The following is a 26,207-nucleotide window of genomic DNA, read 5'->3' as shown; positions in this document are numbered from 1 at the left end:
TGCGCCGGCCTCGGCTACGAGCAGGCTTCGTAGGGTTCGGGCTGCTCGTCGGCGAGTTCGGGCGTCTGGTTGAGCAGGACCTTGTAGATGTTGTTCCAGGCGTCCGACTCGGGGTAGAAGATCTCCGAGTGCGAGTGGACGCCTTCGACGGGCTTCCCGGAGAGGCCCTGGTCGGCGAGGCTGAGCCCGTAGTCGTCGACGGCGTCGGGGGCGTCGGAGAGGTTCCCGGTGACGAGGTTGCGGTTGCCCGGGAAGTCGTCGGGGTCGGCGCCGTGGCCGAGGAGCGGCACGTACGGCATGCCCTGGACGTACGAGATGGGGTCGCCCGGGCCGGTGATCGAGTACCGGGGCCGGCACGGCTCGGTGTAGTCGGCGGGGCTGTACACGTCGTTGCCCATGCCGGCGGAGGCGATGTGCAGGACCTGGTCGGCGGCGACGTCGTAGGTCTCGGCGTAGCCGATGACCGCGCCGCCGTACGAGTGGCCCGCGAGGGTGAGGGGCGTGTCGGGGCCGATCTGGTTGCGCAGGTCGAACGTGAAGGCGGCGAGGCTCTCGGCGGCGACCTGCGACCAGGACGCCCAGGACTCCTCGACCCAGCCGGACGGCCAGGACGCGGCGGCCCAGACGATGATCGCGAGGTCGCCGTCGGCGGCGTCGACGAAGGACTTGGCGCGGTTGTAGTAGAGCTGGAAGTTCTCGCTGGAGAGGACGGCCGAGCCGCCCGGTACGAGGACCGCTACGTTCGCGGCGGTGTCGAGGTCGCCGACGACTTCGATCCAGGAGCCGTCGCCGTTGTTGTTGTAGGGGTCGAGGTAGAGGAACTGGCGGTCGGTGCCGACGAGCGCTTGGAGTTCCTCGCGGGCGGGCCGCTCGGCGTCGTCGGTCCATGGCCGTGAGGGGCTGTCGTAGGTGGTCGAGGCGGTGGTGGTGGCCTCGAGGATGAGCTGGTTCGCGGTGATGCGGGCGTCGAACGGGGCGCCGGGCATCTCGGCGACGACCGAGGGGTAGAGGACGGCGAGCCAGGCGGTGGCCTCGTCGCCGAGGCCGGTGAAGAACGCATTGACGTCGAGCGGGTCGAGGTCGCCGCCGGCGTGGTAGAGCTCGGCGAGGGCGGCGCCGAGTTCACCCGAGTCGGCGGTGGGTTCGGCGTCGACGAGGGCGGCGGCGGTCGCGGGATCGGCAAGGGCCGCCTCGAGCGCGGCGGCCGGGTCCTCGCCGGCGACGGGGGCGTCCGCGCGGAGCGCGGCGAGCTCGCCGGCAGGGTCGGCCGCGAGGACCGGGACCGCGTGGAGCTGGTCGGCCTCGGCCTCGCCGAGGCGGGTCAAGCCGGCCAGGTAGACGAGCGCGAAAACGGCGACGGCCGTCACGACCGTCGCACGCCACCACCGAAATCTCACCGAGTCAGCCTAACCGAGGCGGGCCGGGGCCGACGAACGCTGCGCGTGTGAGGGCAGCCTCCGGGGAGGGAAAACGAGAGCAGGGTCCAGCCTTCAGGAAGCCGCCGTTGGGTCCCCCATGTATACCCTGACATGCCGGTACGACACCCCTACGGAACCCGACCAGCGCTCGCATTCGGGGGTGTTTTCCAGGCAGGGTTCGAGCCGCTGGGGGCCGTGTTTCGGGCCCCCGGTCAAAACCCTGGCTCGGGGGTGCGACATTTCCGGGCGGTTGAAGGGCCGGGGTGTCGCGGCTCACCGGGTGTGGGTCAGGCGGCGGTGGCGGTGTAGCGATTGCCGTTGGCGGTGAGGGTGAGCGGGAGGCCGAAGGCCTTGGAGAGCGTCTCCGAGGTGAGGGCGTCGCCGATCGGGCCCGCGGCGACGACGCCGCCGCCCGAGAGGACCAGGGCGTGGGTGAAGCCTGGGGGGATCTCTTCGACGTGGTGGGTGACCAGGACCAGCGCGGGCGCGGCCTCGTCGCGGGCGAGGCCGGCGAGGGTGGCCACGAGCGCTTCGCGCGCGCCCAGGTCGAGGCCCGCGGCGGGCTCGTCGAGCAGCAGCAGCTCGGGGTCGGTCATGAGCGCGCGGGCGATGAGCACGCGCTTGCGCTCGCCTTCCGAGAGCGTCCCGAACAGGCGGTCGGCGAGCTGCGAGACGCCGAGCCAGCGCATGAGGGAGGCGGCGCGCTCGTCGTCCTGCGGGTCGTACTCCTCGCGCCAGTGGCCCATCATGCCCCAGGCGGCGGTGCGGACGACGTCGAAGGCCTTCTCGTCGTTGGGGATGGCGTCGGCGACCTGGGTGGTGGTGAGGCCGATGCGGGGGCGCAGTTCGAACACGTCGACGCGGCCGAGGCGTTCGCCGAGGATCTCGACGACGCCGGAGGTCGGGTGGTTGCGGGCGGCGGCTAGGTTGAGCAGCGTCGTCTTCCCGGCGCCGTTGGGGCCGAGCACGACCCACCGCTGGTCGGCGTCGACTTGCCAGTCGACCCCGTCGAGGAGCTGGTTGCCGCCGCGCCGGACGGTGACGCCGGACAGGTCGAGGACGCGTTCAGACTGAGCCACGGGTCAATGAAACCACGGACCCCGGACGCCCGGTCGCGGGCGGGCCTCGGCGGCGGGAGTACGACACACGGTCGAACACCCCTGGGCGTGCGGAAGCGAATCCCCGGGCCGTGCAACGGCGCCGCGTCCGGCGGCGTCTGCATAGGGACGCCGTGTCCCGACGGCGGGAGGCGCCTCAGGTGTCGCCCCGCGCGCGGCCGGACAACTTGACCATGTACGTCCTAACTGGAATGAGCAGATGCCCCCCATCATCGAGATCTCGGGGCTGAGGAAGACCTATTCGAGGGCCTTCCGTCAGCCGCACAACGCTTTGGACGGCCTCGACCTCGAGGTCGCCGCCGGCCAGGTGCACGGATTCCTGGGCCCCAACGGCTCGGGCAAGACCACGACCCTGCGGGCCCTGCTCGGTCTCATCCGCGTCGACGGCGGGACCATGCGCATCTTCGGCGAGGAGGTGCCGCAGCGCCTGCCCGAGGTGGTGTCGCGGATCGGCGCCGTCGTCGAGTCCCCGCAGTTCTTCAAGCACTTCTCCGGGCGTCTGACGCTCCAGCTGCTCGCCGAGAGCGCGGGCGTGTCGAAGGCTCGTGTCGAGGAGGTGCTGGAGCAGGTCGGTCTGCGGGACGCCGCGAAGGCGTCCGTGAAGGGCTACTCGCTGGGCATGCGCCAGCGCCTCGCGGTCGCGCAGGCGCTGTTGAAGCAGCCGCAGCTGCTGATCCTGGACGAGCCGGCGAACGGGCTCGACCCGGCGGGCATCCACCACATGCGCGAGCTGCTGCAGTGGCTGGCGCATTCGCAGGGCGTGACCGTGGTGGTGAGTTCGCACCTGCTCTCGGAGGTGCAGCAGTTGTGCGATTCGATGACGATCGTCTCCAGGGGACGGCGCATCGTGGACGGGAATGTCGCGGACATCATCGCGGGTCACGGCGAGTCGAGCTTGAGCGTGCGGTTCCCGGACGCGGCTTCGCTGCCGGAGGCGGCTGAGGCGCTGGTGTCGGCGTCGTCCGGTCTGGAGGGGCCGAAGGCGGCGGTGTCCGCTGCGATCGACCGCGACCGGCTCGTGGTGAAGGGCGCGCCGGAGGCGGCGTGGGTGACGAGGACGCTCGCTGACGCGGGGATCTACCTGTCGGAGCTGCGGACGGAGACGAAGAACCTGGAGTCGGTGTTCCTGGAGTTGACCGGGACGGCGCCGGTGCCGGGGCAGACGGTCCAGATCGGGGAGTCGGTGGTGGTGCCGCAGGCGCCGTCGGTGCCGGTGTCCGCCGGTGAAGTGACGGTCCAGGTCGAGTCGGAAGGGGCCGAGCGGTGAATCTGTTCAAAGCTGAATTGCGGCGTATCGCGCGTCGTCGTCTGACCTTGGTCTTCGGGATCATCGCCGCGGCGGGGCTGCTGGTGCTGGCCGCGGTCTTCTGGTTCACGTCGAGCAAGGGCCCGACGGAGGCCGAGCTGGCCGACGCGCAGGCGGAGGCCGACCGGTTGAACGAGGAGAACTACGAGTACGAGGAGTGCCTGGACGATGAGGCGTACTTCGAGACCGAGGAGTACAGCTTCATCGAGGGTGAGCCGTACTACGAGGACATGACGCACGATGAGCTCTGCGCCGACATGTTCGGCATGTGGACCGCTGAGGACCTCATCTACACGTACACGTTCGATTTCGCTGCGGAGAGCCCGCTGATCCTCATCGGCGTGGCGATCATCGCGGGCCTGGTGATGATGATGCTCGCGTCGTCGCTGATCGGCGCGGAGTGGTCGAGCGGCGGTATGGCGAACCTGCTGCTGTGGCATCCGAACCGGATGAAGGTGTGGGGCGCGAAGCTGGGCGCGGCGGCCGCGGTGTGCGTGGCGGCGGTGGTCGTGCTGATGGTGCTTGCTTTCGGGTTGCTGTATGTGATCGCGGCGGCCCGCGGCGAGGTCGGCGATCTGGACTCCGGGTGGTGGAACGAGAACTTGGAGAAGTTCGCTCGTGCCGGGGTGCTGTCGGTCGGGATGACCTTGCTGGGTGCGTCGCTGGCGATGCTGGGCCGGCACACGGCGATCTCGGGCGGCATCATCGCGGGCTATCTGATCGTCGGCGACATGCTGGTGCGGTTCGCGGCCATGGCGCTGGAGATGGCGTACCCAGAGCGGTTGTCGCTGTACACGTGGGTGTCGGCGTGGATCGAGGGCCGGGTCGAGCTGTTCGACTGGAGCGATGTGAGTTCGGAGCAGGCCGACGTCATGGTGATCACTTCGAGTGAGGCCGGGCTGCTGCTGGGCGGGATCGTGTTCCTGTTCGCGGCCTTGGCGACGTGGGCGTTCAAGCGCCGCGACGTGGCGTAGCCGCTACCGGCTGGGCCGCGCCCGGCCGGTAGCGCGTGCCGCGTGACATATCACTGCGCGGCGTGGGCCGGTGAGCGATAGCGCGTGACATGTCACCGCGAGATTGGCCGCCGGCTTCGCGCGGTGACACGTGACATGTGCCGTGTGACATGGCACTGCGAATTGGATAGAAGACGAAAGAGCGCCGCCCGCAGGGTTCCGCGGGCGGCGCTTCGTTCTCGGTTCCAGGCCGCGGGCGCTGGGTTGTTGCGGCTCAGTCGGATGCGAAGGCACGGCCGAGGAACCTCGCGAGCCGGTGGCGGTGACCGGTCAACGTGGCTCTCTCACCCGGACCGGATTGGAAGGTCAGTCAGTCGCGCTCGTGGGGCCGGAGGCGGGGTCAGTCGAAGAGGCTTTCGCGGACGGCGTCGAGGCCGTGGAGGATGGCGCCGCGCATGACCGGCTCCTCGGTGACCGAGCCGGCGACGACGCTCGGGTTGACCGGGGCGAGTTGGGAGGTCTGGGCGGCGACGCGTCCGGCGAGTTCGAGCCCGCCCGCGTAGCCGACCGGTCCGCCGAGGACGACCACGGTGGGGTCGAGGAGGACGCAGACGGCGACGATGCCGAGGGCGATGCCGCGCGCGATCTCGTCGAGGCAGGCCGCGCCTTCGGGGCCCGCCGCGATCGCGGCGGCCAGGACGTCTTCGGGTTCGGTGGCGTCGAAGCCGTGCTTCGCGCCGATGTCGAGAACGGCGTCGCCGCCGATGACGCGCTGGTACGAGCCTTTGGAGAGGCGCGTGACGACGCCGCCGGTGGGCAGTTCGCCGCCGGGCACGGGGAGGAAGCCGATCTCGCCGGCGGCGCCGGACGCGCCCCGGTAGAGCTGGCCGTTGAGGATGACGCCGAGGCCGAGGCCGCCGCCGAACCAGGCGTACACGAAGTCGGTGGCCCCGCCGGCGCCGCCGGAGCGCTGCTCGGCGAGGCAGGCGAGGTTCACGTCGTTCTCGATCTCGACGGCGGGCGTGAACTCCTCGTTCAAGGCGGTGCGCAGGCCGCGGTGCCAGGCGGGGAGGTTCCAGGAGAAGCCGATGTCGCCGCTGGCGGGGTCGATGACGCCGGGGGTGCCGAGGACGATCCGCTGCACCTTCGACATCTCGACGCCGGCGTCGGCGACGGCGTCGGTGACGACGCGGCGGACCACGGCGACCGGGTCGGTCGAGTGCTCGACGTCGATTTCGGCGCGGCCGACGATGCGGCCGGTGAAGTCGGCGCAGGCGCCCTTGGTGGTGACCGGGCCGACCTCGACGCCGACGACGTACGTGAAGGTCGGCACGGCCGCGTACAGGGACGCGTTGGGGCCGCGCCCGCCGGACTTGGAGCCGACGACCTCGACGAGGCCGCGGCTCTGCAGGCGCTCCATCATCTGCGAGGCGGTGACCTTCGACATCGAGGTCCGCTCGGCGAGCTGGGCGCGGGTCTGGGGGCCGTCCTCCAGCAGGAGCTTCAGCGCGGCCTGGTCGTTGAGGACGCGCAGCAGTTTCGGCACCCCGGGGGTGTGGCTCTTCGGCATTCGTACGTACTTCCTTCTCCTCCGAGCCCACATTATCCACGGGAGCCCACACGCTAATGCTTCACCTAGCGCGCGAAAGCCGAACGCGTGATCGGTAAACGCCCGCCGCAGCCCAAAATCGCGGCGGGCCGCCCCGCACCGGGGCGAGGCGGCCCGAGCGAAAATGTCGCACCTCTATGCCAGGGTTTCGGCTCCGCCGATTGACGACTCGCAAGCTTCGCCGAGACCGGGCCCGAAATACAGCCCCCAGCGGCTCGGCCCCTGCCCGCCAAACCCCGTCCGGATTTGGCACGCACCACAGTAGACACGAAATTGTCGTACCCCCATGTCAGGGTTTTGACCGGGGGCCTGCGATACGGCGCTCAAGGCCTCTGCCCCTGCCCGCGAAACCCCCGGCCGCCGCCCCCTACTCCCCCTCGGTCTCGACCAGGCTCCTGATCTGGCGCAGCGACACCGACAGGACCGCCAGCTTCTCGTCCGAGCGCGAGGCCTCTGCCGTCGCCTCGTGGATCCGCTCGATCTCCGCGGCGTTGCGCTCGGCCCACGAGTCGACCGCCTCGGCCGGGTCCGTGCCCGGCTTCGCCTGCATCACGCTCGCGGTCAGGCCCGCCATCGCGCCGTACAGGTCGTACCGCAGCGCCGACCGCGCGAGCGTCTGCCACCGGTTCGTGCGCGGCAGCGCCGAGATCTCGTTCAGGATCGCGTCCAAGTGCACGCTCGCCGCGATCCCGTAGTACACCTCCGCGGTCTGGTGGAGGTCCGTCTCGTGCAGCCGCGCGACCTCGACCACGTCGACCAGGCCGAACCCGAAGATCGGCGCCGAGGCGTCCCGCGCGATCTCCGCGGGCATCCCCTGCTCCTCCAGCTCGTCGCAGAACTGCTCGAACCCGATCGCCTCCGAGTCGTGCAGCAGCTCCGGCAGCCGCGGCTGCAGCACCGCGAGCCCCGGCCGCAGCCGCTCCGACTCCGCCGCCACATCGAGCGGCCCGCGCCGGTGCTGCACCAGCCAGCGCACGCCCCGGTCCAGCAGCCGCCGGATCACGAGCATCCCCGCGATCTGCGCGTCCTGCGGCACCTGGTTGTCGAGCGCCTCGATGCGCCGCCACAGCCCCGGCAGCCCGAACGCGTCCCGGATGATCACGTACGCGCGGATCACGTCGACCACGTCCGCGCCCGTCTCGTCGGCGATGCGGAACAGGAACGTGGTGCCGGCCCGGTTCACGGCCTCGCCCACGACCGCGGTCGCGACGATCTCGCGCCGCAGCGGGTGGTCGGCCATGAGGTCCGTGTACGGCTCGCGCAGCGGCGCCGGGAAGTACTCGCGCAGCACCGGCGCCGTCCAGTCCTCGTCCGGCAGCCCCGAGTCGAGCACCGCCCGCTTCGCCCAGATCTTCACGTACGACAGGAGCACCGACAGCTCCGGTTCGGTCAGCGCCGTCCCCGTCGCCACCCGCTCCTTCAGCTGCTTGTCGCTCGGCAGCCCCTCGATCTCCCGGTCGAGGCCGACCGTCTTCTCCAGGTGCTTCATGAGCCGGATGTGCACGGGCAGCAGCCGCGTGCCGAGCCGCTTCGCGTTCGCCAGCGCCATGTTCTGCCCGTAGTTGTCGGCGAGCACCGCCTCGGCGACGTCGTCGGCCATGTCCATGAACAGCTTGTCGCGGTGGCCGGGGTCGATGCGTCCGGTGAGTGCGGCCGAGCGCAGGAGGATCTTGATGTTGACCTCGTGGTCGGAGGTGTCGACGCCGGCGGAGTTGTCGATGAAGTCGGTGTTGCAGTGCCCGCCGGTGCCTTCGGGGCCGCCGGTCTGGGCGTATTCGATGCGGCCGAGCTGGGTGAAGCCGAGGTTGCCGCCTTCGCCGACGACGCGGCAGCGGAGCTGTTCGCCGTTGACGCGGACGGCGTCGTTGGCCTTGTCGCCGGCGTCGGCGTCGGTCTGGGTGGCGGCTTTGACGTAGGTGCCGATGCCGCCGTTCCAGAGGAGGTCGACGGGGGCGGTGAGGATGGCGCGGATGAGTTCGGGCGGGGTGAGGTCCTTGACGTCGTCGTCGATGCCGAGGGCGGTGCGGACTTCGGGTGCGATGGGGATGGATTTGGCGGTGCGTTCCCAGACGCCGCCGCCGGCGGAGATGAGGGTGGGGTCGTAGTCGGCCCAGCTGGAGCGGGGCAGGTCGAAGAGGCGGCGGCGTTCGGTGAACGAGGCGGCGGCGACCGGGTTGGGGTCGATGAAGATGTGCATGTGGTTGAAGGCGGCGACGAGGCGGATGTGCTCGGAGAGGAGCATGCCGTTGCCGAAGACGTCGCCGCCCATGTCGCCGATGCCGACGGCGGTGAAGTCCTGCGCTTGGGTGTCGAGGCCTTCGGCGCGGAAGTGGCGTTTCACGGATTCCCATGCGCCTCTTGCGGTGATGCCCATCTTCTTGTGGTCGTAGCCGACGGAGCCGCCTGAGGCGAAGGCGTCGCCGAGCCAGAAGCCGTATTCGGCGGCGACGGCGTTGGCGGTGTCGGAGAAGGTGGCGGTGCCTTTGTCGGCGGCGACGACGAGGTAGGGGTCGTCGCCGTCGTGGCGGACGACGTCCGGCGGGGGGACGACGGTGTTGTCGGCGTCGCGGTTGTCGGTGATGTCGAGGAGGGCGGAGATGAACTCGCGGTAGCGGGTGACGCCTTCGGCCTGGTATTCGGCGCGGTCGGCGAAGTCGGCGCGTTTGAGGACGAAGCCGCCTTTGGCGCCGACGGGGGTGATGACGGTGTTCTTGACCTCTTGGGCTTTGACGAGGCCGAGGATCTCGGTGCGGAAGTCCTCTTTGCGGTCGGACCAGCGCAGGCCGCCGCGGGCGACGCGGCCGTAGCGCATGTGGACGCCTTCGAAGTTCGGGGAGTAGACGAACACTTCGAACATGGGGCGGGGTTTGGGGAGGAAGTCGATGGCGCGGGCGTCGAATTTGAAGGCGACGTACTCCTTGGGGCGGCCGGTGTGGGCGCGTTGGAAGTAGGAGGTGCGCAGGGTGGAGCGGATGAGGGTGAGGAAGGCGCGGAGGATGCGGTCGGCGTCGAGGTTGGGGACGGCGGCGAGGCCTTCGGCGAGGGTGGCGTCGATGCGGGCGACGGCGGCTTCCCGGTCGTCGCCGACGCGCGGGTCGAAGCGGGCTTCGAAGAGGCGCACGAGGTTCGCGGCGATCGCGGGGTAGGCGCCGAGGGTGGAGGCGATGAACGCCTGGGAGAACACGAAGCCGCATTGGCGGAGGTATTTGGCGAGGGCGCGGAGGACGACGACTTGGCGCCAGGTGAGGCCGGCGGCGATGACGAGTTCGTTGAACCGGTCGGATTCGGCTTCGCCGGTCCAGGCGGCGCGGAAGGCGTTCTCGAAGCGGACGCGGAGCTGCGGCACTGATTCGGCGGCGTTGCCGGGGAGTTGGAGGCCGAAGTCGTGGAGGTGGATGGTGGTGTCGTCGTCGAGGGTGATGTGGTACGGGCGTTCTTCGGCGACGGTGACGCCGAGGTGGCGCAGGACCGGGAGGGCTTCGGAGAGGCCGATGGTCTGGTTGAGGGCGTAGATCTTGAAGTGGACGTCGGTGTCGTCGCCGCCGCGGCGGAACAGCTGGAGTTCCATGTCGCCGGATTCGCGGAGCATTTCGAGGGCCGCGATGTCCTTGGCGGCGTCCATGGGGGTGTGCTCGGCCTTGTACGCGGGCGGGTAGGCGCTGGCGTAGGTCTTGGCGAGGGTGCGGGCCTGGCCTTCGCCGATGTGGTGGTCGAGTTGGAGGATGAGGTCGGCGTCCCAGGAGCGGGTGGCGTCGGCGAGTTCGGCCTGGATGGCTTCGACGTCGATGGGCGGGTGGTCGACGAACGGGTCGATGCGGACGACGAAGTGGAGGCGGGCGAGCACGGATTCGGTGACGCGGGCGTCGTAGCTGATGTCGACGCCGTAGAGGCGGCGTTTGAGGATGGCTTCGATCTTCTCGCGGTTCTCGGTGTTGTATCGGTCGCGGGGCAGGTAGACGAGGCAGGAGTAGAAGCGGCCGTAGACGTCGCGGCGGGCGAAGAGGCGCAGGCGGCGGCGTCCGGCGAGGCGCAGGACGCCCATGGCGGTGGTGTAGAGGTCGTCGGTGCGGGCTTGGAAGAGCTCGTCGCGGGGGTAGGTCTCGAGGGCGGTGACGAGGTCTTTGCCGGAGTGGGAGGAGAGGGTGACGCCGGAGCGTTCGAGGACGTCGTGGACTTTGCGTTTGACGACGGGCAGTTCGGTGACGCTGGAGAGGTAGGCGGCGGAGGTGAACAGGCCGAGGAAGCGCAGTTCGCCGTCGGGTTCGCCGTTCGCGTCGAAGGTCTTCACGCCGATGTAGTCCATGAAGGACGTGCGGTGGACGGTGGAGCGGGCGTTGGACTTGGTGATGACCAGGAGCCGCTGCTCGCCGATCTGGGCGCGGGCGTCGGTGTTGAACGAGGCGAGCGGGCGGGGCGTGGCGGGGGCCTTGCGGAGCAGGCCGAGGCCGGTCTCGGCGAGGGGCGTGAGGGCTTCGTCGTCGCCTTCGCCGGTGAGGCGGTACTGGCGGAAGCCGAGGAACGTGAACTTGTCGTCGGCGAGCCAGCGGAGGAGTTCGACGGTGTCGTCGATGTCCTTGGGGGGCACGGGGAGCGCGGTGGTGCCGGGGGCGCCGGCGGCGGCGCGGTCGAGGTCGTCGGCGATCTGGAGGGCCTTGCCGCGCATGGCCTGCCAGTCGGCGACGCAGACGCTGACGTCGGAGAGGACTTCGAGGATGTCCGCTTCGAGTTCGGCGAGGAACGCGGGGTCGGCGACCCGCTGCGTCTCGATGTGCATCCAGGATTCGGCGCGGCCGCCTTCGGCGGCGGGGGCCTGCTGGAGGGTGCCGTCCGCGTCGCGGGTGACGGGGACGATGGGGTGGACGAACACGGAGACGTCGACGCCGTGCTTGTTGAACAGGCCGGTGAGGGAGTCCACGAGGAACGGGGAGTCGTCGCAGACGATGTCGACCCGGGTGGAGGCGGCGGCGTCGGGGCCGTCGGCGTCCTCGGGGCAGTCGAGTTCGAGGGCGACTTCGCCGGGGGCGCGCGTCTCGGCCATGCGGCGGTGGTGGGCGGTGGTCTCCAGGAGCTGCTGGGCGCTGCGGCCGACGAGGTCGTCGTCGGCGACGAGGCTCCAGTAGAGCTCTACCAGCCTGGCCAGCGAGGCGTCGGATCCGGCCAGTTGTGCGGCCTCGTGGAGCAGTTCCTCCCGGTCGGGGAGGGTCTCGCGGAACTCTTCGTCGCCGATGAACGCCAACACGTCTCGATCTCCAGTCCGATTCGACTCGGCCCACCTCGTCGTGGGCCGCCTACAGGCTAGATCGTAAGGATCCGCCGGGGATCTTAGGGTTCTCACGCGACACATCGGTTACACACGCATTGCCAACTCGGCGGTAGAGTGACGTCAAGGAACCATCCCGCACCCACCCTGTGAAGGCCGACCATGGAATTCGTCGTCATCCTGCTCATTGTCGCCGCTGTGTTCGCCGTCTGGTGGCTGTGGCGCAAGAACACCCGCAAGAGCGAGCCGGCCGGCCCCCCGCCGCCGGTCGACCCGTTCGCCGACGCCGACACCGACGTGCTGCGCGGCGACCCGCGCCGGATCAAGGCCGCCGACTTGGTCGAGCTGTACGGCAAGACCCTCGCCGTGCGCGGCACCCTGCGCCTCTCCGAAGGCGACTACCACTGGGCGGAGCATTTCCTCGACACCGGGACGGGCGTCAAGCGCTGGCTGTCGGTCGAGGCCGACCCCGACGTGGAGATGGTCCTGTGGGAGGAGCTCACCGGCACCGACCTCCAGCCCGGCCCGCGTGAACTCAGTCACGAAGGCGTCTCGTTCAAGTCGGACGAGAAGGGCAAGGCGAAGTACGTGAGCGAGGCGACCACGGGCCTCGCGCCCACCGGCACCCTGCGCTACCACGACTACGCCGGCCCCGACGGGCAGAAGCTCTCCTTCGAGGCGTACGGCGACGACGCCAAGTGGGAGGTGGCGAAGGGGCTTACCCTGGATCGCGGCCAAGTCACCATCTACCACCAGAGCGACGACGCCTGACCCCCGTTCCCCTTACACCCCACTCAGGGAGCCCACGCTGATAGCGCATATCGAGGTGCCGTTCGTCGACGTCTCGGCGGCCTCGCTCACCTTCCGCCCCGACGCCCCGTCGATGCCGGTCCTCGACCTCCTCGAACGCGACGCCGGCCCGCTGCGGCTGTCCCTGCGCCTCCTCGGCGCCAGCCACCAGGCCGTCGTCGCCACCCCCGACGGGCTCATCGCCGAAACCCTCGCCTACCGCTCCGACTTCGCCCCCGACCTCCCCGAAGCGTTCAGCCAGCGCGTCGGCTCCTGGCGGCACCGGTACGAGTGCCGGGTCGAGCGGCTCACGGTTCCCGAACTGCGCCAACGGGTCCGGTCCCTGCGCGACCGGGCCGTCATGCGCACCGGGGAACCGGACCTGCTGGTGGGGGTGTTCGGGGACGACCTGGACGCGCTCACCGCGCTCGAGGTCACCGGGACGGCGCCGCTGTCGTGGCGGACCGTCCACACCTACCCGCAGTACGGCGAGGTCGTGACGACGCACAGCACCGTGGTGCCCGACAACGCCGTCGTGCCCGGCGGCGCTGTCGTACCGACTTGATGGCCGTGCGCCCGTAAGCTGAACCGACTCCCCGACAGGACGACCCGAGGAACACCGATGACCTATCAGCACCCGGCCCCTCCGCCGCCCGCTTCACGCGGCCTGAACTGGAAGCACTGGACGGCGATCGCCGTGGTGCTCGTCCTGTGCTGCGGCGGGGTGTTCCTGATGAACACCAACTTCTCGAACCCGACGGACACGATCCGCGACCACTACACGCGGGCCGCGAACCTCGACGAGGGCGGCGGGAAGGCGTACACGTCGAGCGCGTCGCCGGCGACGGTGGCCGACCAGATCGACGACGACGCCGAGGCCCGCTCGGAGCGGTCCTCGAACGGCGTCTACTACCTGCAGTACTCCAAGCACATCGTGGCCGTCTCGCCGTACAACGGCGGCTCGAAGATCCTGCTGCACGACTACCGCAGCGGCTACAACCACTACTCCTCGGTGTTCGTCCTGTGGGGATGGTCGTCCTCCCCGCCGTCGCCGTTCCGCGGCGGCGGACCCGGCTCCGGTAAGTAAGCCCGAACCCAACCCAGTCAAGGAAAGGCAGCCCATCATGTTCGCACTCGGAGAGCAGGTCTTCGGAGGGTTCGGGACCGACGTCGTCGGCGCGATCGCCTACAGCGTCATCGGCATCGCGCTGATGGTGCTCGGATTCTTCATCGTCGACTGGCTCACCCCCGGCAAGCTCGGCGAGCTCATCTGGACGCACCGCAACCGCAATGCCTCACTCCTCCTGTCCTCCAACCTGATCGGTGTAGGACTCATCGTGGTCGGCGCGATCTGGGCGTCGGAGGGGAACCTGGTCGAAGGCATCGTCTCGACGTTCGTGTTCGGTGTCATCGGGCTCGGCGCGATGGCCGTGGCGTTCCTGATCCTCGACGTGGTCACGCCCGGGAAGCTGGGCGCGCTCGTCGTGGACGAGGAGCCGCACCCGGCGGTGTGGGTCAGTTCGGCGATGCACCTCGCGCTGGGCGGGGTCATCGCGATGGCACTGTCGTAAAGGCGCAGGAATCTTGACGACTGAGGCCGCCCCTCAGCAGGTAATGCCGGCGCGCCGGGTCCGCCTGGCGCGCTTCGGTCTGCTCGCGACCGCGTTCGCGGTGTCGGCGTGCGGGCTGGTGTACGAACTCGCGCTCATCACGTTGGGCGCGTACCTGGTCGGGAACACCGCGAAGCAGGCGTCGATCGTGCTGGCGGTCATGGTGTTCGCGATGGGGCTGGGCGCCCTCGCCGCGAAGCCGCTGCGCCGCTGGCCGGCGCTGGCGTTCGCGGCGGTCGAACTGGCGCTGGCGCTGCTGGGCGGGTTCAGTGTGATGCTGCTGTACGCGGCGTTCTCGTGGACGGACCTGTACAGCCTGCCGCTGGTGGTGGTCGCGGGGGCGATCGGGCTCTTGATCGGCGCGGAGATCCCGCTGCTCATGGAGTTGCTGCAGCGCATCCGGGAGCAGGCAGCGGGCGCGGCGGTCGCCGACTTGAACGCGGCGGACTATCTGGGCGGGCTCATCGGCGGGCTCGCGTTCCCGTTCGTGCTGCTGCCGTTCTTCGGGCAGATCCAGGGGGCGCTGCTGGTCGGCGCGGTGAACGCGGTCGCCGGGGTCGTGCTGGTGTGGATCCTGTTCCGCGACGACCTGCCGAAGGCCGCGAAGCAGCTGCTGGCGCTGGTCGCGGGGTTGACGGCGGTGCTGCTGGTGGCGGCGTTCGTATACACGGACCGATTCGAGACGGCGGCGCGGCAGGCGCTGTACGCGGCGCCGATCGTGTACAGCGAGGACAGCCAGTACCAGCAGATCGTGATGACGGAGTCGGCGTCGCCGTTCGGGGAGCGCGACCTGCGCCTCTATCTGAACGGCGACCTGCAGTTCTCCTCAGTGGACGAATACCGGTACCACGAGGCGCTGGTGCACCCGGCGATGCACGGCCCGCACGAGAACGTCCTGGTCCTCGGCGGCGGCGACGGGCTCGCGGTGCGCGAGATCCTGCGCTACCCCGACGTCGAGACGGTGACCCTGGTCGACCTGGACGGCGCGGTCACCGACCTGGCGCAGACGTTCGACGACCTGGTGGCGCTCAACGGGAACGCGATGAACGACCCCAAGGTCAACGTCGTCAACGCCGACGCGTTCACGTGGCTGCGCGAGCAGACCGGCACCTGGGACACCATCATCGTGGACATGCCCGACCCTGACGCGACCGAGACCGCGAAGCTGTACTCGATCGAGTTCTACGGGCTCGCGACCGCCCACCTCAACGAGACCGGCCGGATGGTCGTGCAGGCGGGTTCGCCGTACTTCGCGCCCAAGACGTTCTGGACCATCGCCTCCACGCTCGAAGCCGCCGGGTACGCGACGAGCCCGTACTGGGTGTCGGTGCCGAGCTTCGGCGACTGGGGATACCAACTCGTGCAAGCGGACGGCGACGCCCCCGCCCTCGGGCTCGACACCTCCGTGGGGCCGTTCCAGTCCCTCACACCGGAACTGATCGAAGCCGCCCAGGTCTTCCCGCCCGACCGGGCGCGGATGGACATGGAGCCGTCGACGCTGATGCACCCGGTGATCCTCGACCGGGTCGAGTCGGAATGGAACAACTACTGACCGATGCCGGTCGGCGGACACCGCTACGGGAACGGCCGCAACCTGATCCGAGTCACCGCTGACGGCCGCCGCCTGCCGGTCAAGACCTGGCCCGGCCACATCGAGGACCGGCCTCGGCCGTTCGCGGCGCTGCCCTGCCGCCCGGCCTGAACCGCACCGGGAACCCCGCTGATCCCCCTGCGCTATCCTGGCGCTGCCCGGCCCCTTCGTCCAAAGGAAGTCCAATGACAACTCAACAGAACCCCCACCTCGTCGCCGTCAGACTGAGCACCGGCTTCGCGGTCCTCGAGATCGTCCTGGGCGCCGTCCTCGGCCTCGTCGGCCTGCTCGTGATCCTCGCCGGGGGCTTCAGCGTCTGGATCGTCCTCGGACCCCTGTTCCTGATCATGGGCATCCTCTCGCTCAGCAAGCCGTACTGCACCTATGACACCGCGACCGGAGCGCTGTACCTGCACTCACCGCTCGGCATCAAGTACACGTACGGCGCGCCGAAGGGCGAGCGCGTCTACTTCGACCGCGCCACCTCCAAGGTCATGCGGGCGCGCCAGAACGGTGCCCCCCGCAAAGTGAGCATGTTCAGCGTCAACCGCGAAGAGCTGGCCCGCCTCATCTCCGTACTCCCCCAGGCCTGACCCGACGACACGAGCGGGGCGGCGGACTCCACCCAGTCCACCGCCCCGCTGTCCCCTTTCATGCGGTCGCAATGCCGCACGGCGGGCGGCCGACGCCGCTCACGCCTCAGGGTTCTCGATGAGTCTCTTCGCCTGTCGGAGTATCCAGGAACACCAACGGTCATTCCTCCACGCGCCGAACCATTCCGGCGCGAACTCGGGCTCCTCGGTGAACCGGCAGATCTCACGCGGCCCCGCGCCGTCATTGCAAGTGATCCGGAACTCCGGCGGGAGCAACGGGTGACCGCCGTTGTTCGGCCCGGTTCGGAAGACCGAGAACACCGCCGGCCCCCTGGCGAAGTCACCGAGCCAGCCGTTCTCGCCGGGATCGGGTTCGTCGTCGACGAAACGGGTCTCAGCCATCGCAGAACCGGACCTTCCTCGCACCCGTCTGCGGCTCCTTGAGTAGGCTGCCGTTGGCGAAGACGTGCATGGCGCAGCCCTTCGCCCACTCACGCCATTCCACTGAGCGCGACCGCCAGCCTTCACCCCACGTGGCATGGATCAGACCGGAGTGCAACCCGGAGACGATCAGGACGATGTCCGCCTGATTCCCGTTGGCGCACACCTGGAACGCATCGGGCGATGCCGCGCTCAGCGCGTACACCCAGAATCCGTCGACCTCGTCGGTGAAACCACCGCGCACCAACAGGTCCGGATTCGGACTCGGCGCGGACTTCCCATTCTCTGCTCGCAACATCGTTGTCCCCTCTCCTGCGGAACGACTCGCGATGTGTCGACAGTAGGGCGACACCAAGCCCGATTCAATAGCAAAACCGCAGGTCAAAGCGTGGCAGTTGGCGCACTGCCGGGGGCTGCGGCCGCAGGCTGTGGCGCGTGGAGTACGCCCACAGGCCACAGCCAAACGCCACATCGAACTGAGGTGCGTTGAGGGTTGCGCAATCCGTAGCCGTTGCTTTACTGGAGAGATGCGTAACGACGCGACGCGCCAGACTCCCATGCGGCGCAAACTCATCGGCAGGAAACTCAAGATCGCGCGCAAGCAGGCGGGCTACTCCATGCGCCATCCGGAGGTCACCGCGAGAGCCGGATCGACCCGGACCGTCCAACGGTTGGAAGACGGCGAAGCCACCACGCTCTCCTTCCCCGTCATCGGATCGCTGTGCGATCTCTACGGGATGCCGAAAGAGGAGAAGTTCGAGCTGGAGCGGCTGTGGAGGCTGGGACCGGCGACGACCTGGACGCAGCCGAGAGGACGCGGTCTCTTCGGATTCAGCGCCTTCCATGAACTGCAGCTCCATGCCAGCACGGTCCACCAGTACGAGTCGACCTTCGTGCCAGGCCAGCTCCAGTCAGAGAGCCACCTGCGGATGCTCTTCAGCCGAAATCCCGACCTCGGTTCGGCTGAGGTCGAAGAGGAAGTTCAGCTCCGACTGCAAAGCCAACGACCTTTTTGGCAGGGCAATGAGCCGCAGCACCACTTCCTTGTAAGTGAGGCAGTGCTCCGGTTCGGCTGCGACACTGAGCAGATCAATCGGCTCATCGAAGCGGATTCGCTCGACCATGCAACGGTGCGGTACCTTCCGTTCTCCAGCGGTCCGCCCCACCTCATGCACCTCCCGTTCATCCTGTTGTCCTTCTCCGCCGAAGACGACCCCGACATCATCTTCGTCGAGGCGCAGAACGCCTACCTATACTTCGAGGAGGCGGAGTCCGTGCAGCACTACCGCAACGGACTCGATGCAGTGGAAGGCCTGGTCAGGTCAATTAAGGAGTTCAAGCTATGAGTCAAGCCGGGTGGCGCAAGTCCAGCAGGAGTAGCGGCTCGCAAGACTCTGCGTGCGTCGAAGCCCGTCCCGCCCCCTCCGGCTTTCAGGTGCGGGACAGCAAGCTCGGCGACGAGTCCCCGATCCTCGATCTCGGGGCCGCCGACTTCACCGGCCTCCTCCGCGCTGCAGGGCGCAACTGAGCATCAGAACCCGACAGGGTCCGAGCGCTCCGCGCTCGGACCCTTCGCGCTTCTCAATCGTGAACGATTCGAGCACCAGCACGCGCTTCAAGGGCTGTCACCCGGCGGCGAAACGGGTGCCCAGTCCGCAGGTCCAACACGATCGAATCGTCCGCCGCCTTGCGCAAGCGCGCGAAGTCCACAGCGCTCGGATCGACCTGACGCCGCTCCAATGACGCGCGCACCCCGGCATCGCGCCACGAAAGCGTGATCTCGGCCCAGATCCGCTCCGTCTCATCGAGTTCCGGATCAGCGCTCAAAGCGCGCAAGCGCTCCACACCCTCCACCTTCCTCCCGAAGGAGATCTTGAGCGCCGCCCCGACCCGCCCGAAACCGCTGAAATCGGGGTCGTCTACAAAGCGGCGCTGCAATGCGAGGTACTGGCTGAAGTTCTCTAGAGGCAGGTCGTCTGCGGCCTCGACACGGACCAGCGCAGGTGCCGATTCGTCCATGACAAGCTTCCACAGCATCTCGGCCGCGGTCACATGGTCGACATCCCCGATGCGGCGAACGGCGACCTCACGGGCGCAAGGGTCGATCGATCCATCCTCGGCCAAGTCGCACAGGATCGACAGACCGTTATCCCGATCGAAGTCCACCAGCGCGTCGGCTGCGAGGACACTGGTCAGGCCTCGCTCGCTCGTGTCGGCGACCAACTCGTGCAGCAGCCGTTTGCCCTCGTCCGGTTGGTACTTGGTGATACCCCACGCTGCACGAGCCTTGCGGCCCCCGATCGTCGGCGGCGCCTCGGCGATGTCGCGAAGCGCGCGGAGTCCCGCGTCGCGATCGACCCTTGCGAGTGCCAGCGCCGCGTCCGTTTGGGCCTTGTCATCAAGTCCGAAGTCTGCGGCGAACGCGGTCAGCAGTCCTGTACCGAACTCGGGATCGAGTTCCAGCAGGTTTCTGGCGGCAGCGACTCGCGCCTGGTCATCGAGGTCCGGGCCGGTCGCATACGAAATGGTGAGAGTCTTCCCGCGGTCGTCACCGAACTTGTAGAGCCAGTAAGCAGCGTCGACGGTGAGGTTGCGATAGAGGCCAGTGTCTTGCGCTAGCGGGAAGAGGAGGACGCGCCCGCTTTCGCGGTCTACTTCCGCCACACTCTTGGCGGCCTTGACTCTGGCCTCGTCATCCATGTCAGGAGTCGAGGCGATGCCGGTCAGCAGCCGCAACGCAGGATCGGGTTCGAACGCGACCAGTTCCCCAGCCGCCGCTGACCGTGCGCCCTCGCTCACTTCTGCGCTCACCGCGAGGCGGCGCAGGGCGGCGGTTGCATTTGCGAGGTCGTAGCGCGCCAGCGCGACCGCGGCTTTGATGCGGGCGTCCTCGTGCGCTTCGGGGTCGTTCGCGAGATCCGTCAGCCGGTTGACAGGCTCGTCTTCGTCGAAATCGACCAGGAACGCGACCGCATCGGCGCGGTGTTCCGGCTGTAGCCGGTTCTCTGACTGCAGTGCCCTCACGATCGCCAGGCCCTGCTCACCGAGCCTCGGCATCAGTGAGCGCAACGCCTCGAGACGGGCCGTGGGGTCGACCGTGTCGTCCGTGGCGAATTCGAGGAGACGCTGTCGAGCTGTCGGATGTCCTTTCCTCAACATGCAGGAATAGGCGTACTCGCGTTCAGATCCTCTGACCGCAGCGTCGTCTGCGATGGATTCCAGCAGAGAGGTTCCAAGGCGGAAGTCGTACTGCTGAATGTAGGTCGCGGCGTTGCTCCGGGCGTAGCCCTCAACGCCGGGGTCGGTCGCGTACTGCCTCAGCCGGTCCATCATTCGCTTCTGGTCGATGTTCAGCATCTCGTCGATCGCATACACCTGCTCGTTGTCGCTTGCCGAGGGGTCGGACGCGATGGACTCAAGCGTCGCGACGTCGATCCGGCCGCCGTCTCGTGCTGGAATCCGCGTGATGACCATCTGGTCAATGGCGTCCAAGGACCGATCGGCTGCGACCTCTGAAAGTTCACGTTGCGCTGCATCGGGGTCGTACTCGCGGAGCCAGATCAGCAGCGTGATGCGCGTTCGGATCGCGATCGAGCGGTCCCTCGCCAATTCCCACAGCATGGCGACCCCGGATTCGCGGTCGAAGCGCGGCAGCGTGTTCGCGGCTTGGCCTCGTGTATACGAGTCCATCGCTCGGTCCGACGCGAATGCCCGCAGTGCGGCGACTCCTGCATCCCGATCGGTCTCGCAAAGCCACGTCGCGGCGTAAACCCGGGCGGAATCGGGGAGGCCGCGCTGGTCGAGGAATCGGCGGAGCAGGTCTGCGGCGGCGAGTGCGTCATGATCGGCCAATGCGCCCGCTGCGTTCACCCGTTCGTTGGGGTCGTTGCTCGGATCGTTCGCGATTTCCCGCAGGATCGGCACTGCCGAGTCCGGCCAGTATCCGGCGAGGCTTCTCAGTGCATTGACGCGGGTGAAGGAATGCGAATTCAAGTCGGATGCGAGCTCGTCCAGGATGTCTCTCGCCGCAGCTCGATCGTGTTCTAGGAGCTCGTTCGCGGCGTTCCATCGAATCCAGGGTTCGTTTCCCTCACTGGTGAAGTCGCGGAGCAGATCGACGCCACGAGGATCATGGTTTGCCAGGCTGCGGGAGATGTCGACACGGTCGGATTCGGATTCCCGCCCTTCCTCCACGAACCTGAAGAGCAGGTCCCTGGCGTGCTTCACATTGCAGAGCCCGTTGATCAACCGCCACCAGTCAGAGCTCTGGTAGCGAGGCCAGGCCCCGAGCACCGTCTCGATGAGCGCGTTCCGCATCTCGCGGTCGATGCGGCCAGTCCCTTCAACCACGCACAGGCCCTCCGCGGCGATCCAGCCGAGCGCGTGAATGCAGTCTCCCTGGTCACGCATGGTTGTGATGAGTTCTGACCGCTGGTCGTGCGGGATCTGCGCGAAGGCGAAGATCGCGCTGATGCGGCGTTCAGGATCGCGGAAGGCGTCGTCCCAGTCCTTCGGGGTCCGGTACGAAGGGAGGGAATCGGGGGCGGCCAGATACTCGGCATAGGACTTGTGGACGAAGTGGGATTGGGCGGTCCGGACGTCGTGGACGAGTCCGGTGGCTTCGAGGAGGGTCACGAGTGCGTCGAGATCGCGTGGGTCCTTCGGGTGGACCGGGAGCCGCATCAACTCGCAAGCGAGGGCGACCACTGGACTCTGTCCGCTCTCCAGGTACTGCGATGCCAAGCGGCGCAAGAGATCCCGGATGGCGATGTCAGTGGCGTCGGGGCTCGGTTCGCCCGCGCCGCCGTGCCACTCGTGGAGCAGGCGCAGCGCCCGCCCGTGCTGCTCCCGTTCGACGCTCATGCGCTTGTGGAACTGGGTGATCCAGTGCTCGATCGCGTCGTGGTAGATGTCGATGCGCCGCGACGGGAGTTCAAGGTGGCGGTCGTGGAAGTAGATCGTGGCCGCGACGCGGGCGAGCAGCGGGAGCTTGATGAGTTCGAGAAGGTCGTCCTCGTCCTCCCAGCGTTTGAGGAACCGGTCGGCTTTCGCGACCGCCGCGGTGTACGCCGCGGATCGGTGCTCGCGGTCGGGGATGCTCGTCTCCGCGTTGACGAGGAATGCGTGGAGCTGTTCGGAGGTGAACGGCTGCAGCTCGAACTCGGTGACGCCGCGGCTCTCGAAGCTGCGGCGGCGGTCGTCGGTGAGGCCCCGAGTGGTGAGCACGAACTTGCAGGGCCGGTTGTGCTTCGTGGCGTCCTCGACGGCCTCGAAGACGAGGTGTTCGACTTGGGCGCGGTCGTCGGCGGCGGTGATCTCGTCGAAGGCGTCGATCATCACGAGCCAGGTGTGGCCCTTCGCGGGCGGTCGGGTGAGCACGTCGGTGCTGACGTCGCCGAACGCCTCGGCGATCGAGGCGCGGCCGACGAGCTTGCGGGCCGCGACGAGCAGCGGCTTGAATTTGGAGACGGGGCCTGATGACGGCGCGCGGTGTCGCAGGTCGTGCTCCCAGTAGCGGAGCAGGAAGGTCTTGCCGACTCCGGCCTCACCGGTGATCGCGACGTGCCGCACCTTCGGGTCGGCGATGATCTTGTCGAAGCTCAGCCGCTGTTCGGCCGCCGCTTCCTGCGGCTTGTCGGAGTTCGGGTGTTCGAGGGCGTCGCGGTCCCTGGCGAGGTCGTTCTTGGTGTAGACGCGCACGAGGTCGGGAAGGAAGTCGCGGTCGTACTCGAAACCCGGTGCGGCTCGCGGTCCGTCCAGAAGTTTGGCGGCGTCGGGGAGGACCCGGGGGTGTCGTCTCGATCGGTGCCAGGACCAGGTGAGCGCCAAGGTGAGTGCGAGAACGTAGGCTCCGGCTGCGGCCCAGTTCCACGGCGGGGGCGCGAGGAACACGGCGATCACGGCCGGGATCGCGGCGAGGCCGACGACGCGACCGGCCCGGCCAGTGCTCGACACCGACACGTTCGCTTCGGTGTCCTTGTCGTTCTTCACGTATCGGGCGATCGCGGAGATCGCCATCGGGGCGAGGGCTGCTGCGAGGGTTGCGACGGCGGGCACCCAGACTTCGGGTCGCATCAGTCCACCTTAGCGACGTTCGTCGAGACCTGGTGCTCCACAAGCGCCGTCAGTGTCTGCTCGGCCGGGGTTCAGTGCCCCTTGGGCGGACGCCGCGCGAGCTTTGTCGCCGGCGGCCCCGAGCGGAGACGCGGTCGGGGCCGCCGGCGAGGGTGGCCTGCTCAGTCGCGGGCGCCAAGAGCGGCGGGTTCGGCCTCGACCGGTTCCGGCTCAGGTGCCCGGCAGCCGCGGCGGGCGGGGATCGCGGCGGCGATGCCGGCGAGCAGGAGGGCGAAGACGGGGAACAGGAACCAGTTCCCGAACGCGTCGTAGAGCGTCTCGACGTGGCCGGTCGGGACCTCCGCGATCGCGAGGCGGTCGTCCTCGGCGAGCACGGCGCCGGACGCGTCGCTCACGGTCATCAGGCCGATCTGGCCGGCCCGCACGAGTGAGAAGCCCTGCTCCACGCCGCGGGTGACGGCGACGCGGCTGTGCCACCAGCCGTCCACATGGAAGTCGAGGGCGGGAGCGAGCACCAGCCCGGTGTCGCCGTCGCCGTACGCGGCGATCGTGGCGGCGTGGTCGAGGTCCTTGCAGATCGTCAGCCAGGACGAGCGCGGGCCGGAAGCCGAGGCGGGGCACGGCCGCCAGCAGCGGGACGGGCGCGAGCCACATCAGCCAGGCGACCGGTTCGAGCGCGAAGCCGAAGGCGAGTATGACGGCGGTGGCCGCTGCGGCGGCGACCGCCCAGGGCCAGGGGTGTCGTTCAGGCGAAGGTTCGCCAGAGCGGGCTCCTCCCCCGGCGGGGTGTCGGCGAGGTCGACGGTCTCGCGGAGTTCGATCGGGCTGAGGAACAGCGCGGCGACGAGCCCGGCCGCGGCGATGCACGCGGAGATGAGGAACGGGTGCCCGGTGGCGTCGCCGTAGGCGGCGCGCACGATCTCGGCGACCGGGTCGGGCATGGCGTCCAGGTCGAGACTGGAGGCGCTGCCGCCGGGGGGCCGGATGCCCAGGGGTGGTCAACCTTGCCCCGAACCTCCTCACCCACTACTTCCTCACCCGCGGCCACGCCGCCCCGCAGCAGGTCATCGACGACATCCTCGACCAGGTCGTCATGCCCCTCGTCAACACCGGGAACGACTGAGGGCCGGACCCGCGCCATGCGGGTCCGGCCCTGCGGCCGTTCAGGTCAGCCCTTGACGCAGACGACCTGGCGCAGCCGCGCCACGATCTCCACCAGGTCGGACTGGGCGGCCATGACCGCCTCGATGTCCTTGTAGGCGCCGGGGATCTCGTCGAGGACCCCGGCATCCTTGCGGCACTCGACGCCTTCGGTCTGGGCGATGAGGTCCTCGGCGGTGAAGCGCTTCTTCGCCGCGTTCCGGCTCATCTTCCGGCCCGCGCCGTGCGAAGCCGACTCGTACGCGTCCCCGTTGCCGAGGCCGCGCACGATGAAGCTCGAGGCGCCCATCGACCCGGGGATGATCCCCATGTCCCCCAGGCCCGCCCGGATCGCGCCCTTGCGGGTCACGAGCAGGTCCTGCCCGTCGTGCGTCTCCTCGGCCACGTAGTTGTGGTGCACGGAGATCTCAGGCTCGAAGCGGGCCTTCGGGAACCGCTTCTTGACGACCTGGCGGTACAAGGCCATCATGACGGCCCGGTTCCGGCGCGCGTACTCCTGCGCCCAGTACAGGTCCCGCCGGTAGGCCTCCATCTGGGGCGTGTCGGCGACGAACACCGCGAGATCGGGGTCGGGCAGGCTCGCGTTGTGCGGCAGGCTCTTCGCCTTCTCGATGTGGTGCTGCGCCAGCGCGTTCCCGACGTACCGGGAACCGGAGTGGAGCATCAGCCACACCTGGCCGTCGTCAGATAGACAAAGCTCGATAAAGTGATTTCCGCCACCTAGAGTGCCGAGCTGCTTCATCGCCTTCGCCTCGGACCGGCGCGCCACCGGCCGCGCGAGATCGTCGAAGCCGGACCAGAACTCGTGCCAGCCGTGCAGGCCCGTCTTGACGTGCCCGGTGTCGACCGAGTTCTTGTGCATCGCTTGGCCGACCGGGATCGCCGCCTCGATCGCCGAACGCAGCCGCCCGAGGTCGTCGGGCAGGTCCTCCGCGGTGAGCGAAGTCCGCTGAGCGGTCATGCCGCAGCCGATATCGACGCCGACCGCGGCGGGCGATACCGCGCCGCGCATTGCGATGACGGAGCCGACCGTGGCCCCGATGCCGTAATGCACATCGGGCATGACGGCGACACCGTGGACCCACGGGAGCTTCGCGATGTTGTGCAGTTGGCCGAGCGCCTGCGGCTCGACCGAGTCGACATCGCCCCACAGGCGGATCGGAGCCGCTTTGGACTTGAGGTCGGTGAAGGACATGGAGGGGCTCCTCTCAGAGGGGACACTGTGGACAACCGGCCGAGTTGCGGGCACCATCGTCCTACGCGCGAACACGAAATATCAACGCATTTAGTCGAAAGGCGCGATCGGTGATCGTGCCGAAGTCGTGAAGCGGCGCTATTGGAGTGCTTCGACGAGGAGGTCGGCGAGGGCCTTCGCGTACTCGCCGTCGGGGTCGTAGTCGGGGTCGAAGACGGTGAGGTCCATACCGGCGCAGCGGTCGTCGGCGGCACAGGTGGTGATGATCTGGCTCAGCTCGCCGAGGGAGATGCCGCCGGGCGCGGGGCCGTCGACGGCGGGCATCACCGAGGGGTCGAGGACGTCGGTGTCGACATGGAGCCAGAACGTCGCCACGTCCCCCAGCGAGTCGAGCGCCCACTCCGCGGACCGGCCGATCCCGTTGGCGCGCAATGCAGGAACCGTGCGCATGGCGACGCCCGAGGCCTCGAGCTCGACCCGGTGCGGGTCGTCCGACCGCAGGCCCAGCACCACGAGATGGTCGGTGTCCACATACGGGCGCAGGCCGCCGATGTCGGTGAGGTCGGGCTGGCCGCGGCCGGTCGCGAGCGCCAGCTCCTCGGCCGCCGCAGCGCCCACATACTGCGAGTTCCCCGGGTGGCGGAAGTCCGAGTGCGCGTCGATGAAGACCAGGCCGCGGTCCTGGCGGTCGCGTTCGGTCCGCCGCCGGGCCGCCAGCGCGGGCCCGAGCAGGATCGAGCAGTCGCCGCCGAGGACGAGCGGGAAGCGCCGCTCCTGCCACTGCCGCTCGACCCGGTCGGCGAGGCGCCTCGTGTACTCGGCGATGGCCTTGGCCTGGCCGACGCCGTCGCCGGGCCGCCAGGCGGAGGCGTCGAAGCGGGGCGGGGTGAGGCAGCCGGCGTCGACGGCGTTGAGGCGCGAGAGGAGGCGGTGGTCGCGCAGTGCCCCTGGGGCTTTGGCGCAGCCGGGGACGGTGCTCGGGGTGGGCGGGCGCAGTCCGAGGTTGGAGGGCGCGTCGAGGACCGCGATGCGTCTCGTTCGAGTCGCTGGCAACGCCCACCTCCCACTCGGCACCGGCTTCGCTAGCT

23 protein-coding genes are annotated in these 26,207 nt (G+C 68.9%); 12 read left to right on the top strand and 11 right to left on the bottom strand.

Annotated elements, in window-relative coordinates:
- Positions 1-14: 14 nt before the first annotated feature.
- Together J5V16_RS00845 and J5V16_RS00840 are read right to left on the bottom strand one after the other, a co-directional pair.
- Entirely contained in the window at positions 15-1,397 is a 1,383-nt protein-coding gene (locus tag J5V16_RS00845) for an alpha/beta hydrolase (protein WP_208494065.1), read from the bottom strand.
- Positions 1,398-1,705: 308 nt separating this feature from the next.
- Entirely contained in the window at positions 1,706-2,497 is a 792-nt protein-coding gene (locus J5V16_RS00840) for an ABC transporter ATP-binding protein (RefSeq protein WP_208494064.1), read from the bottom strand.
- A 238-nt stretch (positions 2,498-2,735) separates the two neighbouring features.
- On the opposite strand from J5V16_RS00840, the gene J5V16_RS00835 reads away from it, so the two are divergent.
- Both J5V16_RS00835 and J5V16_RS00830 read left to right on the top strand, forming a co-directional pair.
- Positions 2,736-3,803 carry an ABC transporter ATP-binding protein gene (locus J5V16_RS00835; RefSeq protein WP_208494063.1) on the top strand — a complete coding sequence of 356 codons (1,068 nt, stop codon included), beginning with the start codon at positions 2,736-2,738 and terminating at the stop codon, positions 3,801-3,803.
- Positions 3,800-4,816, top strand: a complete 1,017-nt coding sequence (locus tag J5V16_RS00830; RefSeq protein ID WP_208494062.1) for an ABC transporter permease subunit — start codon at positions 3,800-3,802, stop codon at positions 4,814-4,816. Before J5V16_RS00835 ends, J5V16_RS00830 begins: the two co-directional genes overlap by 4 nt.
- Positions 4,817-5,195: 379 nt before the next feature.
- On the opposite strand, the gene J5V16_RS00825 is transcribed toward J5V16_RS00830, so the two are convergent.
- Together J5V16_RS00825 and J5V16_RS00820 are read right to left on the bottom strand one after the other, a co-directional pair.
- Positions 5,196-6,365, bottom strand: coding sequence for an ROK family transcriptional regulator (locus J5V16_RS00825; protein ID WP_208494061.1), 1,170 nt, complete (start codon positions 6,363-6,365; stop codon positions 5,196-5,198).
- A 406-nt stretch (positions 6,366-6,771) separates the two neighbouring features.
- On the bottom strand, positions 6,772-11,643 hold the full coding sequence (locus tag J5V16_RS00820; protein ID WP_208494060.1) for an NAD-glutamate dehydrogenase: 4,872 nt from the start codon (positions 11,641-11,643) through the stop codon (positions 6,772-6,774).
- A gap of 183 nt (positions 11,644-11,826) precedes the next feature.
- Here J5V16_RS00820 and J5V16_RS00815 point away from each other — a divergent pair, with 183 nt between their 5' ends.
- From J5V16_RS00815 to J5V16_RS00785, 7 genes are all read left to right on the top strand, one after another.
- Positions 11,827-12,435, top strand: coding sequence for a DUF4178 domain-containing protein (locus tag J5V16_RS00815; protein ID WP_208494059.1), 609 nt, complete (start codon positions 11,827-11,829; stop codon positions 12,433-12,435).
- Between the two features lie 55 nt (positions 12,436-12,490).
- On the top strand, positions 12,491-13,018 hold the full coding sequence (locus J5V16_RS00810) for a DUF2617 family protein (RefSeq protein WP_208494058.1): 528 nt from the start codon (positions 12,491-12,493) through the stop codon (positions 13,016-13,018).
- Positions 13,019-13,075: 57 nt separating this feature from the next.
- On the top strand, positions 13,076-13,540 hold the full coding sequence (locus J5V16_RS00805) for a DUF4247 domain-containing protein (protein WP_208494057.1): 465 nt from the start codon (positions 13,076-13,078) through the stop codon (positions 13,538-13,540).
- Positions 13,541-13,577: 37 nt separating this feature from the next.
- Positions 13,578-14,024, top strand: a complete 447-nt coding sequence (locus tag J5V16_RS00800) for a DUF350 domain-containing protein (RefSeq protein WP_208494056.1) — start codon at positions 13,578-13,580, stop codon at positions 14,022-14,024.
- 43 nt (positions 14,025-14,067) lie between these two features.
- Positions 14,068-15,615: a polyamine aminopropyltransferase gene (locus tag J5V16_RS00795; RefSeq protein WP_208494484.1), complete on the top strand. Its 1,548-nt coding sequence runs from the start codon at positions 14,068-14,070 to the stop codon at positions 15,613-15,615.
- A gap of 3 nt (positions 15,616-15,618) precedes the next feature.
- Positions 15,619-15,765, top strand: a complete 147-nt coding sequence (locus J5V16_RS00790; RefSeq protein WP_208494055.1) for a hypothetical protein — start codon at positions 15,619-15,621, stop codon at positions 15,763-15,765.
- Positions 15,766-15,839: 74 nt separating this feature from the next.
- On the top strand, positions 15,840-16,247 hold the full coding sequence (locus J5V16_RS00785; protein WP_208494054.1) for a hypothetical protein: 408 nt from the start codon (positions 15,840-15,842) through the stop codon (positions 16,245-16,247).
- A 99-nt stretch (positions 16,248-16,346) separates the two neighbouring features.
- On the opposite strand, the gene J5V16_RS00780 is transcribed toward J5V16_RS00785, so the two are convergent.
- Together J5V16_RS00780 and J5V16_RS00775 are read right to left on the bottom strand one after the other, a co-directional pair.
- Positions 16,347-16,649, bottom strand: a complete 303-nt coding sequence (locus J5V16_RS00780) for a hypothetical protein (RefSeq protein ID WP_208494053.1) — start codon at positions 16,647-16,649, stop codon at positions 16,347-16,349.
- Entirely contained in the window at positions 16,642-16,986 is a 345-nt protein-coding gene (locus J5V16_RS00775; RefSeq protein ID WP_208494052.1) for a hypothetical protein, read from the bottom strand. Before J5V16_RS00775 ends, J5V16_RS00780 begins: the two co-directional genes overlap by 8 nt.
- A 229-nt stretch (positions 16,987-17,215) precedes the next feature.
- Here J5V16_RS00775 and J5V16_RS00770 point away from each other — a divergent pair, with 229 nt between their 5' ends.
- Entirely contained in the window at positions 17,216-18,034 is an 819-nt protein-coding gene (locus J5V16_RS00770) for a helix-turn-helix domain-containing protein (protein WP_208494051.1), read from the top strand.
- Positions 18,031-18,216 carry a DUF397 domain-containing protein gene (locus tag J5V16_RS00765; protein ID WP_208494050.1) on the top strand — a complete coding sequence of 62 codons (186 nt, stop codon included), beginning with the start codon at positions 18,031-18,033 and terminating at the stop codon, positions 18,214-18,216. Before J5V16_RS00770 ends, J5V16_RS00765 begins: the two co-directional genes overlap by 4 nt.
- Positions 18,217-18,269: 53 nt before the next feature.
- On the opposite strand, the gene J5V16_RS00760 is transcribed toward J5V16_RS00765, so the two are convergent.
- From J5V16_RS00760 to J5V16_RS00750, 3 genes are all read right to left on the bottom strand, one after another.
- The gene (locus tag J5V16_RS00760) at positions 18,270-22,763 is read right to left on the bottom strand and encodes a hypothetical protein (RefSeq protein WP_208494049.1); all 4,494 of its coding nucleotides are present in this window, start codon (positions 22,761-22,763) and stop codon (positions 18,270-18,272) included.
- Positions 22,764-22,924: 161 nt separating this feature from the next.
- Complete coding sequence (locus J5V16_RS00755; RefSeq protein ID WP_208494048.1) at positions 22,925-23,278, bottom strand: carbon-nitrogen hydrolase family protein; 354 nt, start codon at positions 23,276-23,278, stop codon at positions 22,925-22,927.
- A 138-nt stretch (positions 23,279-23,416) separates the two neighbouring features.
- Positions 23,417-23,704: a hypothetical protein gene (locus tag J5V16_RS00750; RefSeq protein WP_208494047.1), complete on the bottom strand. Its 288-nt coding sequence runs from the start codon at positions 23,702-23,704 to the stop codon at positions 23,417-23,419.
- Between the two features lie 53 nt (positions 23,705-23,757).
- Here J5V16_RS00750 and J5V16_RS24815 point away from each other — a divergent pair, with 53 nt between their 5' ends.
- On the top strand, positions 23,758-23,886 hold the full coding sequence (locus J5V16_RS24815) for a hypothetical protein (protein WP_255537157.1): 129 nt from the start codon (positions 23,758-23,760) through the stop codon (positions 23,884-23,886).
- A gap of 45 nt (positions 23,887-23,931) precedes the next feature.
- Here J5V16_RS24815 and J5V16_RS00745 read toward each other — a convergent pair whose 3' ends face one another.
- Both J5V16_RS00745 and J5V16_RS00740 read right to left on the bottom strand, forming a co-directional pair.
- Positions 23,932-25,119: an RtcB family protein gene (locus tag J5V16_RS00745; RefSeq protein ID WP_208494046.1), complete on the bottom strand. Its 1,188-nt coding sequence runs from the start codon at positions 25,117-25,119 to the stop codon at positions 23,932-23,934.
- 138 nt (positions 25,120-25,257) lie between these two features.
- On the bottom strand, positions 25,258-26,172 hold the full coding sequence (locus J5V16_RS00740) for an arginase family protein (RefSeq protein WP_243900561.1): 915 nt from the start codon (positions 26,170-26,172) through the stop codon (positions 25,258-25,260).
- Positions 26,173-26,207: the final 35 nt, after the last annotated feature.

Origin of the sequence: Glycomyces niveus (assembly GCF_017592475.1) — a bacterium.
Lineage (GTDB): Bacteria > Actinomycetota > Actinomycetes > Mycobacteriales > Micromonosporaceae > Glycomyces > Glycomyces niveus.
This window is presented reverse-complemented; position numbering and strand designations above follow the sequence as displayed.